This window comes from Trinickia sp. (assembly GCF_057351765.1).
Window position 1 is genome coordinate 45,728 of the sequence record NZ_JBMRBK010000047.1, and the last position, 14,491, is coordinate 60,218.

The window sequence follows — 14,491 nt, forward strand, 5'->3', positions numbered from 1 at the left end:
GATCGCGCTCACGTGTCGCGCCGCTGTGCGTCGACGGCGCGCGCATCGTGCCGCAGCGCATAGCTGTTGACGTCGCCGGTCAGCCAGGCGATGCAGGCGTAGGGCGGCAGCTCCCCGGCGTCCACGGCATCGCGCGTGCGCGGCGGTGTTTCGAAAACGACCATCCCGTCGGGCCGTTCGGGAAATGGTAGTGGATCGGGTGTGAGATTCAGGGCGATCGACAAGATCTCGCCGTCGGCGAGCCGCCAGCGCGCGACGAGCGCATTGGCGTCGAGTCCGCTTGGCATTTTCAACACCGATGCGCCGAGCGCGCGCGAATGCTCGATGCGCTGCGCGATCAGTTTGGCGCGCACCGCCAGCGCGGAGCGATAGAAGTGCAACCAGGCGTCGTGTTCGCCCACGGGGCTCCTGCGCGGTGCCGTTTGCGTCTCGCAGACATCGTCCGGTGCCGGCGGCGAAGACAGGGCGAACGTCTGCGCGGCATTCGGATCGGGAATGCGGGCGCGCCGTTCCGGATCGCTGAAGGCGGCGAACTTCGCGAACTCCTGCCGCCGCCCTTCGCGTACCGCGTCGGCGAGTTCGCCTGCGTAATCGGTGAAATAGAAGAACGGTTGCGTGGAGCCCGATTCTTCCTCCATGAAAATCAGCGGAATTTGCGGTGCGAGCAGCACGAGCGCGCTCGCGGCGAGCAGTGCCTGCGGCGCGCACAGCGTGCGCAGACGCTCGCCGAACGCGCGATTGCCGACCTGATCGTGATTCTGCAAGAACATCACGAACGAGGTGGGCGACAGATGCGCGCTCGGTTCGCCGCGCGGTGCGCCGTCATGGATGGGCGAGGGCTCGCCCTGGTAGGCGAAACCTTCGGCCAGTACGCGCGCGAGCTTCTCGATCGGCTTGTCGGCGTAGGCGCGGTAGTAGCCCTCGTGCTCGCCGGTCAACAGTACGTGCAGCACGTTGTGCGCATCGTCGTTCCATTGGGCGTCGAACGGACCGTCCAGCAGGCTGGCCGTGTTGCGCTCGTTCTCGAGCACGAGATGGACATGGCGACCGGGCTCGATCGAGCGGCGCACGCGTTCGCCCAACTCGCGCAGCCATTCGTCGTTGCCGATGGCATGCACGGCGTCGAAGCGCAGGCCGTCGAACCGATATTCGTGCAGCCAGTAGAGCGCGTTCTGACAAAAGAACTCGCTGACTTCCATGCGAGCGAAGTCGATCGCGGCGCCCCATGGCGTTTTGACGTCGCTGCGAAAGAACGACGGCGCATAGCGCGGCAGATAGTTGCCTTCGGGACCGAAGTGGTTGTACACGACATCGAGGAAAACGGCGAGGCCGTGACCATGCGCTGCATCGATCAGCGCCTTGAGGTCTTCCGGGCGTCCGTAGGACGAATCGGGCGCGAACGGCAGTACGCCGTCGTATCCCCAGTTGCGGTGGCCGGGAAAATCGTTGAGCGGCATCAGCTCGATGGCCGTGACCCCGAGCTCGGCGAGCCGCGGCAGGCGCTTGGCGATACTCGCGTAGCCGCCCAGCGCGCCGACGTGCATCTCGTAGATGACCGTTTCTGCCCAGGGCCGGCCTTGCCATTCGGCGTGTTGCCACGCGTAGGCGCGCGGCGCGATGACCTCGCTCGGACCGTGCACGTCTTCCGGTTGAAAGCGCGAGGCCGGGTCCGGTACCGCGAGGCGGCCGACGCCGTGGTCGCTGTCGATCAGATAGCGATAACGCGCGCCCGCGCCACACGCGGCTTGCGCCTCGAACCATCCGTTGCCGGTCGCATGCATGTCGACGAGATCCGTCGACGCGTTGTATTCGATTTCAACGCGCACCGCCTTGCATGCCGGCGCCCAGAAGCGAAAACGGGTACGCGGTTGCGCGCCCGCTGCGGTATCGAGCAAGTGCGCGCCGAAGGGCAGACAGTGCGCGTGTCGGACGGCGCGGTCGAACGGATGTTCGTGCATGAGACTGATCCTTCGTTCAGCGATGAGTGTCGACCGCTGCGGTGCTATCGTGCGCGGCGGACGCACCGGCTTGCGGCGGCTGCGCGCAAAGAACGGCAAACCCGTGTTCGCCGAGAACGAGCGTTTCGCCTTCGAGGCGATGAGCGGGAACCTCCGGCTCTGTACTATCGATCAGCACGTTCCATTCCAGAGCGGGCTCGGGTGGCGTGAACGCGAGCGGCATCGGGCCCCCGTTGAGCATCAGCAACAGCACTTCGGTCTCACCGGTCATGCCCGCTCCTGCACGGCGCAGCGTGAGCGCCCGACCCTCGGGGTCCTGCCACGCTTCGTCCGTCAGCGGTTGGCCGCGCTCGTCGAACCAGCCGACGTCCTTGATGCCGGGCAACACATCGTCCGCGCCATGTAGAAACCGCGTGGAGCGCAGCAGCGGGTGGCGCTTGCGCAGCGCAATGAGCCGCGCGACGAACGCGACGAGCGCCGCGCCTTCGCCGCTTTCGGCCGCGCGCCAGTCGAGCCACGACATTTCGTTGTCCTGACAATAAGCATTGTTGTTGCCGCCTTGTGTGCGGCCGAATTCGTCGCCGGCCGACAGCATCGGCGTGCCGAGCGAGGTGAAGAGCGTCGCCAGCATGGAACGCGTGACGCGAGCGCGAGTGGCAACGATCTCGGGATCGTCGGTCGGGCCCTCGGCACCCCAGTTCGCGCTGCAGTTTTCGTTGTGCCCGTCGGCGTTGTTTTCGCCATTGGCTTCGTTGTGCTTTTGCTCGTATGAGACGAGGTCGGCCAGCGTGAAACCGTCGTGCGACGCGAGAAAGTTGACCGACGCCCATGGCCGCCTGAAGCGATGATCGAACAGCTCGGCCGAACCGGCGACGCGCGCGGCAAGCTCGGCGCGCACATTCGAATCGCCGCGCCAGAAGCGCCGTACGCAGTCGCGGAATTTATCGTTCCATTCGGCAAAGCCGGGTGGATGCCGGCCGACCTGGTAGCCGCCCGGGCCCACATCCCAAGGCTCGGAAATCAGCTTGCGTTGCGAGAGTACCGGGTCCTGGCGAATCACATCGAAAAATCCCGAGCCGGGATCGAAACCGGTGCCTTCGCGGCCGAGCGTCACACCGAGATCGAAACGGAAGCCATCGACGTGATAGGCATTCACCCAGTACCGTAGCGAATCCATGACCATCTGCAGCACACGCGGGTGCGAGAGATTCAGCGTATTGCCGCAGCCCGTATCGTTGATGTAATGACGCTCGTCGCCGGGGATCAGACGGTAGTAACTCGCATTGTCGAGACCGCGCCAGCAGACGGTCGGCCCGAGCTCGTTGCCTTCGCACGTGTGGTTGTAGACCACGTCGAGTATCACTTCGATGCCCGCGGCGTGAAATTGCCGCACGGCGATGCGGATTTCACTGAGCCGGCGCGTGGAGAGGTAGGCGGGGTGCGGTGCGAAAAAAGTCGCCGTGTTGTATCCCCAGTAGTTCGACAACTGACGCTCGAGCAGGAAACGTTCATCGAGAAACGCATGGATCGGCAAGAGCTCGATCGTGGTGATGCCGAGTTTATGCAGATGATCGATCAAGCGCGGCGATGCAAGCGCGGCGAAGCTGCCGCGTTCGTGGGGACGAATGTCATCGTCGGTCATCGACAGGCCTTTGACGTGCGCCTCGTAGACGATCGTTTCGGCCCACGGAACCTCGGGGCGCACGTCGTGCGACCAATCGAATGCTTCGTCGATGACGACGCACTTCGGCATGGCCGGTGCCGAATCGCGCCGATCGATCGACAGATCGTGGCGGTTCGAATGGACGCGATAGGCAAAAAGCGCATCGGACCACCGAAACGCGCCGGCGAGCTTCTTCGCATAGGGATCGAGCAACAGCTTCGATGGATTGAAGCGATGACCGTCATAGGGATGATAGGGGCCATGTGCGCGAAACCCGTACACCGTGCCGGGATGGGCGCCGGGAAGATAGCCGTGCCAGACCTCGTCCGTGCATTCGGGCAACGGGTAGCGCGCGAGCTCCTTATGGCCTGTCGGATCGAAGAGACAAAGATCGATTTGCTGCGCGTTGGCCGAAAAGACGGCGAAGTTGACGCCGAGTCCGTCCCACGAAGCCCCAAGCGGATACCCTGCACCGGCCTCGAGTCTCTCGGGTAATGCGTTCGCCATGCCCCGTCATCCTTTTCGGTTCATATGGTTCGTATCGTGGGGTGCCGCTCACGTCAGTCCGCGCGCAGCACGATCGTCGCGAGCGGCGGCAGCGTCAGCACCAGCGACTGAGGCTTGCCGTGACTCGCGACGTTTTCGGTCACGGCGACACCGCCGTTACCGACATTCGATCCTCCGTAGATGTCCGCGTCGGTATTGATGATCTCGTGCCACGGGCCCGCACGCTGCATGCCTATTCGATAGCCGTGACGGGGGACCGGCGTGAAGTTGCAGACCACGGCGACCTCCCTGCCGGCGCCGTCGCAGCGCCGGTACGCGAACACGCTGTTTGCGCTGTCGTCGCCGACGAGCCATTCGAAGCCGCCCGGCTCCGAATCGAGCGCATGCAGTGCCGGCTCCGCGGCATACACACGGTTGAGGTCGCGTACGAGCAGTTGCACGCCGCGGTGCATCGGGTCGTCGATCAGATGCCAGCGCGGCGAGCCGTCATGATCGAACTCGGTGTCCTGCGCAAACTCGCCGCCCATGAAGAGCAGCTTCTTGCCGGGATGGGTCCACATGAAGCCGAAATACGCACGCAGATTGGCGAAGCGCTGCCACCGGTCGCCCGGCATTTTGCCGAGGAGCGAACCCTTGCCGTGTACGACTTCGTCATGCGAAAGCGGCAGTACGAAACGCTCGGAATACGCGTAGACCATACCGAACGTCATGTTGTGATGGTGGTAGCGTCGATAGACCGGGTCTTCCTGCACGTAGTGCAGCGTGTCGTGCATCCAACCCATGTTCCATTTGAAATTGAAGCCGAGTCCGCCATCTTCGACGCGCGCCGTGACGCCGGGCCATGCCGTCGATTCCTCCGCGATGGTGATCGCACCGGGTACCCCCGGTGCGTAGCCCACTTCGTGATTGACGCGTTTGAGGAACGCGATGGCTTCGAGATTCTCGCGGCCGCCGTAGATATTGGGCACCCATTGGCCTTCGGCGCGCGAATAATCGCGATAGAGCATCGAAGCCACGGCGTCCACGCGCAAACCGTCGACGTGATAGCGCAGCAGCCAGGCGAGGGCGGAAGCGATGAGGAACGCGCTGACCTCGTGGCGACCGAGGTTGTAGATCATCGTGTTCCAGTCCTGATGGTAGCCCTCGCGTGGATCGGCATGCTCGTAGAGCGGGGTGCCGTCGAATGCCGCGAGACCGTGCGCATCGTTCGGGAAGTGCGCGCTGACCCAGTCGAGAATGACGCCGAGGCCCGCTTCGTGCGCGCGATTGACGAATTCCGCGAAACCTTCCGGCGGCCCGAAGCGGGCCGACGGGGCGAACGGCGAAAGCGGCTGGTAACCCCAGGAGCCGCCGAACGGATGCTCCGCGATCGGCAGGAATTCGACATGCGTGAAGCCCATGTCGAGCGCGTAGGGGATCAGCCGCTCGGCCAGCTCGGACCAGTTCAGCCCGCGATGCCCAGCTTCATCGATGCGCAGCCACGATTCGGGATGCACCTCGTAGATCGAAATCGGCGCGTCGGGTGTTTGCAACGATCCACGGTTCGCAATCCATGCGCCGTCGGTCCAGCGAAATTGCTCGATACGCTCCACATCGGCCACGACCGATGCGGTTGCCGGTGTGCGCTCCGTTTGCATGGCGCAAGGATCGGCCTTCAGCGGCAGCGTGTGGCCGTCTCTCGCGATGATTTCGTATTTGTAGGTCGCGCCTGCCGCGAGGCGCGGAACGAAGAGCTCCCATACCCCGGCGACGTGCCTGAGCCGCATGGGGTGACGACGGCCGTCCCATGCATTGAATTCGCCGACGACCGAGACACGCCGCGCATTGGGCGCCCACACGGCAAAACGCACCCCCGGTATGCCGTCTTGCGTGCACGGCCGCGCGCCGAGGCACTGTATGACTGCGTAGGGGTCCGCCCGCGCGAGCCGTTGCAGTGCGTCTTCGTCGAGCACGGACCCGAACGAGTAGGTGTCCTCGATTTCTTGCTCGACGCCATGCCAGTCGATGCGCAGTCGGTAGGGGACGGCGCGCTCGACGAAGCCCGCGAAGAGGCCGCCCGCGGCGATCTCGGAGAGTTGGCCGAGCACAGCGCCGCTCGCGCGGTCGACGACAGCCACGTGCGCCGCGCCGGGCAGCAGGACGCGCACGACATGGCCCGCGCTCGTCGAATGCATGCCGAGCCGCGAGAACGGATCGGGATGGCGGGCGTCGACGAGCGCCTCGATGTCGACGGGATCGAGCCCGATCGACGGATTGCGGTCGGCACCGGAGTGGCGGGGGAAGGATGTATCGTTCATGAGTACACCGAAGCAAATCAAGGCGACGCGGGCGAGCCGTCGGCGTGGCCGTCGTCACCCGCTGCGCTGGTTTTGCCGCCGCCGCTGCCGGCTCCGGACACCGGTACGCCGATCAGCCGGTCTGCGAGCGCGGCAAGGCCGCGCACGGGCAGCGCCAGCCAGGTCGGCCGATTGGCGGCTTCGTAGCGGACCTCGTAGGCGGCTTTCTCGATCAGGAAAAGATCGAGCAGGGCGGCCTGCGTCTCCTCGGTGACGAGCGGTTTCACCGCTTGGTCGATCGCCTCGCGATAGCCGGCCAGGAAGGCTTCCTCGCCGCTCGTGCGGAAGCGCTCGAACAGCATGCGCTTGCGATCGGCGGTCGGCGCCGGCGCGTTTTCGAGCGTCGGCTGCGCGGCGGCGCTTGCATAGGAGAGCGAGCGCAGCAGGCCCGCCACGTCGACGAGCGGGCTTCTCTTCATACGCCGCTCCTCGAGCGACCGCGCGGGCTCGCCTTCGAAGTCGATCAGATAGACATCGTTTTGCGCGATCAGCACCTGCCCGAGGTGGAAGTCGCCATGCACGCGAATGCGCAACGCGTCGACGGTCTCGGGAACATGCTTCTCGATCGCCTCGGTGAGCCGTGCGCGAATCGAGACGAGGTGCTCGGCTGCCGCGCGCGTATCGGGCAAAAGATGCTCGCCGGGTTTGGCGAGCTCCGCGGCGAGGACATCGAGCGCCGCCGCCAGCATCGTTTTCACGCCGTCGACCCACCCGCGCACGTCTTTGCGCGTGGCGGGCTCCGGTGCGAAGGCCGGGTTGTCGCTGGGCGCCGCGAGTGCCGCGTGAAGCTCGCCGAGCCGGCGCCCGATCGTTCCAGTGAGGCCGCAATAGGCCGCGAACTTGTCCGCTTCCTGTTCCGGCTCCTCGGTTTCGGCGGCGAGCGCGAGCTCGTCGACGACCCGGCGCAGATAGTCGAGGGCCCAGTTCCACGCGTCGCCCTGGTTTTCGATGAAGCCTTGTAGGAGGACGAGCGTATGCGGTACCCCCTCGGGATCGACACGCACGACTTCGCCGTAAAGCGGTGCCGTGTTGGCGTAGCCGATGTCGGTCAGATAGCGGCTCATCTCCGCTTCGGGGTGAACGCCGCCGACGACGCGCCGCACGAGCTTGAGCACGACGCGCTCGGCCACGATCAGCGAGCTGTTGCTCTGCTCCGCGGCCAGCCAGCGGATCTCCGCGGATTCGCCGATATCCTCGAGTTCGTCGAAGCGTGCAGTCGGCGCGAAACGGATTTCGCTCTTTTGGACCGTCTGCACGATGGCGCGCTCGCGCAGTTTTTTCAGTACGCCATGCGCGAACTGCGGCAGCGCGAACGCATCGGTCAGATGTCCGATGTTGCGGCCACGTCGCACACGAGCGAGCGCGAGCTGCATGAAGAGCGGCACGGTGGTATCCGAGCCCCAGGTGATGCCGAGCGGCAGCACGTAGCGCTCGGTATGGCTGCCGACATCGGCTTCGATTTCCGTGAAGGCGAAACCGGCATCGGGAATGGTGGTGAGGGCGGCGAGCCGGACTGCCTTGAGCTTCTGGTCCTTGGAGGCGAACCAGCGCCGACGGCTCAGATACGACGGCAGCACTTCCGATTCGAGCAGCCGCACGTTTTCGGGAGTCGGTCCCGTCTGCTCGGACCGAATGACGAGCGTGACGAATTCCGGCAGTTGCTCGGAACCGGGCTGGCTCCACGACGGACGGTCCTCGCGCGAGCACAGCGAGAACCAGAGGAAGCCGTAGGGTGGGAACGTCAGCAGATAGCTGAGCTGCCCGATGGCCGGAAATACGGAATCGGCCGTCATTTCGACGGGGACGCGTCCGGCAAACTCCGACAGATCCAGCTCGACGGCCTGCGGCGCGCGCGAAAGATTCGCGACGCAAAGGATCGGCGGCTGCCCTTCGAGCTCGCGCAGGTAAGCCAGAATCTTGCGATTCGCGGGCCGCAGGAAACGGATGCTGCCGCGCCCGAACGTGTGGGCCGAACGGCGCGTCGCGAGCATCCGGCGCGTCCAGTTGAGCAGCGAATGCGGATCGCGCGTTTGCGCTTCGACGTTGACTGCGTCGAAGCCGTAGAGCGAACCCATCAACGGCGGCAGTACCAGTTGCTCGGGATCGGCCCGCGAAAATCCGCCGTTGCGGTCGGACGACCACTGCATCGGCGTGCGCACGCCATCGCGGTCGCCGAGATGGATGTTGTCGCCCATGCCGAGCTCGTCGCCGTAATAGATGACGGGCGTGCCCGGCATCGACAGCAGCAGCGAATTGATGAGTTCGATGCGGCGGCGGTCGCGTTCCATGAGCGGAGCGAGCCGCCTGCGGATGCCGAGATTGAGCCGTGCGCGACGATCGCTCGCATAGGTGTTCCACAGATAGTCGCGCTCGGAATCGGTCACCATCTCGAGCGTGAGCTCGTCGTGGTTGCGCAGGAAGATGGCCCACTGGCAAGTGGGCGGCAACTCAGGGGTTTGCCGCATGATGTCGGTGATCGGGAATCGGTCCTCGCTCGCGATCGCCATGTAAAGACGCGGCATCAGCGGGAAGTTGAATGCCATGTGGCATTCGTCTTCGTTGCCGAAGTACTCCTGCACGTCCTCGGGCCACTGATTCGCTTCGGCAAGCAGCATCCGGTTCGGATACTCCGCATCGATCGTCGCGCGAATGCGCTTCAGGATCGCGTGCGTCTCCGGCAAATTCTCGTTGTTGGTCCCTTCGCGCTCTACGAGGTACGGTACGGCGTCGAGCCGCAGCCCGTCGATGCCCATGTCGAGCCAGAAGCGCATGACCTGCAGCACTTCGCGCATCACGGCGGGATTGTCGAAATTCAGGTCGGGCTGGTGCGAATAGAAGCGGTGCCAGTAATACGCGTTCGCGACCGGGTCGTGCGTCCAGTTCGACGGCTCGGTGTCGATGAAGATGATGCGCGTGCCGGCGTACTTCTTGTCCGTATCGGACCAGACATAGTAATTGCGATAGTTCGAGCCCGGTTTGGCGCGCCGCGCCCGCTGAAACCACGGGTGCTGATCCGACGTATGGTTGATGACGAGTTCGGTCACGACACGGATGCCGCGCGCGTGGGCACCCTGGATGAAGCGGCGCACATCGGCGAGCGTGCCGTAATCGGGGTGCACGTCGCGGTAATCGGCGATGTCGTAGCCATCGTCGCGGCGCGGAGAAGGATAGAACGGCAGCAGCCAGATCGTATCGACGCCGAGACCGGCAATGTAGTCGAGCTTCGCGATGAGGCCCGGAAAGTCGCCGACTCCGTCGTTGTTCGCATCGAAAAACGACTTCACGTGCACTTGATAGATGATCGCGTCCCGGTACCAGAGCGGATCGTCCGTCAGCGGCGATTGCTTTGCGCGACGGCGGGCCCGCTCGCGCTTGCGGCTCGCGTCCGGGGCACGGTCGGCCTCGGCGGTGGCCGGGTCGACGTGATGATCTTCACGCTTCATGATGGGTCTCCGCGGCGGCGGGCCGGCCATGTTCGAGCTGCGCGCGCGTATCGCGCGGCAACCCCGTTGCAGGCGCGATGCGCAGTATCGCGAACGGCAGCGTGTCGGGCTCGATCCGGATGTGCTGATGGCGGCCACGCCATTCGAAGCGTGCGCCGCTGACGAGATCGGTCACGGCCAGTGCATCCCCGTCGAGCATGTGCCAGTGAGCGAAGGTGTGCCACGGCAGCTCGACATCCGCCTCCTGCGGCGAAAACGGATCGAGGCAGATGGCGACGAGGATCACGTTGTCGCGCGCTGGGGTCGCCTTTTCGAAAAAGAGAATGCGCTCGTTGTGCGCGCTCAGGAACGTGAGTCCGAGATGCGTTTGCAAGGCGCGGTTGGCGCGGCGGATCCGATTGAGTGTCGTGACGACATCGACGATGTTGCCGGGCCTGTCCCAATCCCAGGCACGCAGCTGATACTTCTCGGAATCGAGATACTCCTCGCTGTTGGGCAGCGCCTTCGATTCGCAGAGCTCGAACCCGCTGTATACGCCCCATAGTCCCGAGAGCGTCGCCGCGAGCGCGGCCCGGATCATGAACCCCGCTCGCCCCGACGCTTGCAGGTGACGCGGGTTGATATCGGGCGTATTGACGAAAAAGTGCGGGCGGAAGAATTCGCGCACGTTCGTCTGTGTGAGCTCGGTCAGGTAGTCGGTGAAGTCGCGCTTCGATTCGCGCCACGTGAAGTACGTGTACGACTGCGAAAAGCCGATCTTCGCCAACCGGTACATCAGACGAGGACGCGTAAATGCCTCGGACAGGAAGATGACATCGGGATGCGCGGCACGAATATCGCCGATCATCCACTCCCAGAACGGCAACGGCTTCGTATGCGGGTTGTCGACGCGAAAAATCCGTACGCCCGCATCGATCCAGAACCGGATGACGTCGCGCAGCGCGAGCCACAATGCGGGCTTCGCATCGTGCGCGTAGAACTCCGGGTTCACGATGTCCTGGTACTTCTTCGGCGGATTCTCGGCGTAGCGCAGCGAGCCGTCGGGGCGCCAGGCGAACCACGAGGCATGTTCGGCGAGCCACGGGTGATCGGGCGAGCACTGGATCGCAAAGTCGAGCGCGATTTCGAGGCCGTGCTCGTGCGCGGCAGCCAGCATGCGCTTGAAGTCGTCGAGCGTGCCGAGCTCGGGATGAACCGCCGTATGCCCGCCTTCCTGGCCTCCTATCGCGTAGGGGCTGCCTACGTCGCCGGGCTGCGCGTTCAGCGTATTGTTGCGGCCCTTTCGATTCGTTTTACCGATCGGGTGAATCGGCGGGAAGTAGAGTACGTCGAACCCCATGTCGCGTACGCGCGGCAGCTTTGCGATGACATCGTCGAAGGTACCGTGACGCGCGGGATCGTCGCTCATCGAGCGCGGGAAGATTTCGTACCAACTGCCGAAGCGGGCCGCGGACCGTTCCGCGTCGATGCGGTAAATCACCGGGTCGCGCGAAAGAAACGGGCGGTGGCGGGCCAGCGCAACGGCGCTTTCCGTTTCCGGCGAGAGCACGATGTCGAGCCGAGCCGCCGGGTTGGCCTGCGCGAATCGCCGGGCCAACTCCTTGAGGCGCGCGATCGCATCGCGCTGCGCTTCTTGGGCGTCATGCTGATCCCGATGCGGATCGGCGTCGGCCGTATCGGCTGTCTGAGCCTCGGCCAGCACGCGGGCGAGCAGATGACGGGCTTCTTCGAGCTCGAGATCGACCGCCTGATCGGCTTTCAGTTTTTTGCGGATGTGATCGACCAGCGAGGCGAAATCGTCGCGCCATGCGATCACCGTGAATTCATACCGCCCGACGCGCCCCAGCGCGATCTGCGCGCGCCAAAGGTCGAGTCCCGCGGGTTCGGCCGGGACCATCCGCGTCTCGCGCCACTTGGGCTCATCGGCGGCACGCCAGATGACAGCTGCCGCAATCTTGTCGTGTCCTTCGCCGAAGATCGCCGCGCTGATCTCGATCGGCTCGCCCACGACGCGCTTTGCGACGAAGCGGCCGCCGTCGATGGAAGGCGACACGCTTTCGATCGCAACGCGCGGTGCCGCGATCGCTTCCGTAACGGCTGCCGTCGCGGCGCGTTTCGTAGCATGACGCGCGCTCACGCACGGGCTCGCGACGGCGCGCAAAAGCCGCGTTTCCCCGGGCGCGAGCGTGAACGGGGCGAGCGGCTCGGCCGGTGCCGTGCAGGGCTGGACGAGCGGCTTGAATAACGTCAAGTTGCCGGGCACGCCGTCGAGAAGTTGCCCCGGATCGACGAAGGCCGGCGCGCTGAGGTCCGGGTTGGCCAGCAGCAGTGCCCCCTCGCGCGCATCGCGCAAGTCGGCGGATTCTCCGCGCAGCAATGCGGCCACGTGCGCGCCGGCGCTCGAAAGGGCTCGCAACTCGCCCACCGTCGCCAAAAGAGGCGTTTGCTGGAGCATGCGGTTGGTTTGCGCGATGTACTCGCTCAGATCGAAGCGGCCCGCGTCGAGAGCCGCCCGGTAGGCCGAGGGGCTGCCCGAACGGTACGAGAACGGCTCGTCGATGCCGCGCTCGAAGCCCATCGGCACGAGCCAGCCGGTGCCCAGTGCGGCACATGCATCGATCGCGCGCCGGTACGCGCGCTCGATCGCCACCGCGTCGGTCGAACCCGTGTAGTCATTGGCGAGGCGTGGTCCATACGGCGCCTCCGGAAAAGCGATCGGTGCGCCGATGCGCGCGAGCGCGGCGTGTTCTTCCACGAGCCAGTCTTGACGGAAGTCCCACCATCGGACCGACGAGAAGACGCTGTCGAATCCCGCGCGCTCGAGACGCGCGAGGTCGCCGCGCGCGAGGCCCGGCGTTGCGGCCAGCAAGCGCGTTTCGGGGTGGCGGGCACGCAGCGCGGCGCCCAGTTCGCGCCAGACATCGGCGCTGACCCGGTGCGGCGAATCGAAACGAAATCCCGCCACGCCGGCCTGTGCGAGCGCGGTGAGCCGCTCGCTCCACCAGGCGCCGAGTTCCGCGGCGGCGCGTGCGTCGTCGAAGTCCGCATGGGCGGCATGATCCACGCGAGGCGCGTGCCGTGGATCGAGCTTCCACTCGTCGATCTCGGAACGACGAAACCACTCGCCGTGATCGCGCACGAGCGCGCCGTTGGCGGCGACGCGATCGAGTACGACATCGACGAGCAACGCGAGACCGTTGGCGCGGGCATCACGCGCAAGACGCCCGAGTGCCGTGTTCGCATCGTCCGCGCTCGCGAACGCAGGATGAAGCCGGTCGTGGTCGGCGACGAGATAGAGATGGCCCGCTTCGTCGGGCGCGAAAGGCGAGCCGATCAGGACGTGATCGAACCCGAGCGCGGCCGCGCGCTCGAATTGGGCCGGCCACGCGTCGAGGTGCCCAACGAGAAGGGGGTGAATGAAGTAGATCCGCGGCGCATACGTTTGACGTCGTTCCATCGGTCGATTCCAGGTCGTCCGGCGGTGTGGATGCACGCGGCTCGCGCGCGATCGCATCGCCATAGAAGGTGGCGCTCGAGGCGCGCCGGGACGGGAGGCATCGGCCCGGGACCTCGGCGGCGCTTGCGCGCGAACGAGAGCAACGCAAGCAGGTTGCATGCCGCGGTGGCGGGACGGCGCGCCCATGTCGGCGCGAATCGTCGATGGAGACCAGTATGCGCGCGTTGGCCGCGGATGTGAGGTGTTTCGCGCACCGCGAGCGGCGCTTGCGGCCGGCGCCGGCCGGAGCGCGTAAATCTGTCGTGCCGCGCTGGCGCGTTTTTACATCGGATGCCGATTTGGCGCGTATTCGCCCCATCCGGATGCGCGAAGCATTATCCGACGATTGTCGAATGCGGCCGAGACGGCTATATTTCGTCGCTGTGGGCGCCGCCCGCGCATCTCGCACGATCTCGCATAATGAAAGACCGCCAGTTCAAGGGCGGCGCCAAGACCGGATTCGGGGGCGACCTGCAATGCTGGCGCGTGCCGGCAGGGTCACGATCAGACCTTGGAGCCCACATGACAGATGCCCGAGAGAGCCGGCGCCGCAACGCGCCGGCGGCTTTCGCCCGTAGAACGTTCGTGCTCGGTACGTCCGCCTTCGCGAGCGCGCTATCGATCGCCACGGTGCTGGGCCTGCCGTTCGGCACCCGCTCGGCGTTCGCATTCTCGCCCCCGGCGGGCGGCGGGCTCGATGCGTTCGTCGCGTTGACGAAGGAGCTGTGCGGACGAAGTCAGCTCGATCCCGCGCTCGGCAAGCGCATCTACGAAGCACTCGTCAAGACCGACAGCGCGTTCACGCAAAACGTCGCCGCGATCAATACGTGGCTCAAATCGCACGGCGGTGTGCCGCGCGATACCGTGACGGCTGCGCTGCGGGCCGCGGAGCCGCCGCTCGCGAAGACAGTCGGCCAGATCATGCGCGCGTGGTACCTCGGTCTAGTCGGCGAGTCGCCCACCGTGAAAGTGCTCGCCTACGAAAGAGCCCTGATGTTCGATCCCGTCAAAGACGTGCTGACCGTGCCGTCGTACTGCCGGGATGTGCCGTTTTACTGGACGCGCAAGCCTTAGCCGAACCTACAACA

General features: G+C 65.3%; 6 protein-coding genes. 1 reads left to right on the plus strand and 5 read right to left on the minus strand.

From position 1 onward, the window contains the following. Window positions 1–8 precede the first annotated feature (8 nt). The 5 genes from treZ to ACO1XS_RS13255 are packed head-to-tail and all read right to left on the minus strand — an operon-like array spanning window position 9 to window position 13,364. Window positions 9–1,958, minus strand: a complete 1,950-nt coding sequence (gene treZ, locus ACO1XS_RS13235; RefSeq protein WP_486390857.1) for a malto-oligosyltrehalose trehalohydrolase — start codon at window positions 1,956–1,958, stop codon at window positions 9–11. 16 nt (window positions 1,959–1,974) lie between these two features. After that, entirely contained in the window at window positions 1,975–4,128 is a 2,154-nt protein-coding gene (gene glgX / locus ACO1XS_RS13240; protein WP_486390858.1) for a glycogen debranching protein GlgX, read from the minus strand. 53 nt (window positions 4,129–4,181) lie between these two features. Beyond that, window positions 4,182–6,425, minus strand: coding sequence for a 1,4-alpha-glucan branching protein GlgB (gene glgB, locus ACO1XS_RS13245; RefSeq protein ID WP_486390859.1), 2,244 nt, complete (start codon window positions 6,423–6,425; stop codon window positions 4,182–4,184). Window positions 6,426–6,442: 17 nt separating this feature from the next. Continuing rightward, complete coding sequence (treS, locus tag ACO1XS_RS13250) at window positions 6,443–9,907, minus strand: maltose alpha-D-glucosyltransferase (protein ID WP_331568529.1); 3,465 nt, start codon at window positions 9,905–9,907, stop codon at window positions 6,443–6,445. Further along, window positions 9,897–13,364 (minus strand): maltotransferase domain-containing protein, encoded by a 3,468-nt coding sequence (locus tag ACO1XS_RS13255; RefSeq protein WP_486390860.1) that lies wholly within the window; start codon window positions 13,362–13,364, stop codon window positions 9,897–9,899. Before ACO1XS_RS13255 ends, treS begins: the two co-directional genes overlap by 11 nt. A 561-nt stretch (window positions 13,365–13,925) precedes the next feature. Here ACO1XS_RS13255 and ACO1XS_RS13260 point away from each other — a divergent pair. Beyond that, window positions 13,926–14,477: a sugar dehydrogenase complex small subunit gene (locus ACO1XS_RS13260; protein WP_486390861.1), complete on the plus strand. Its 552-nt coding sequence runs from the start codon at window positions 13,926–13,928 to the stop codon at window positions 14,475–14,477. The last annotated feature ends 14 nt before the right edge of the window (window positions 14,478–14,491 follow it).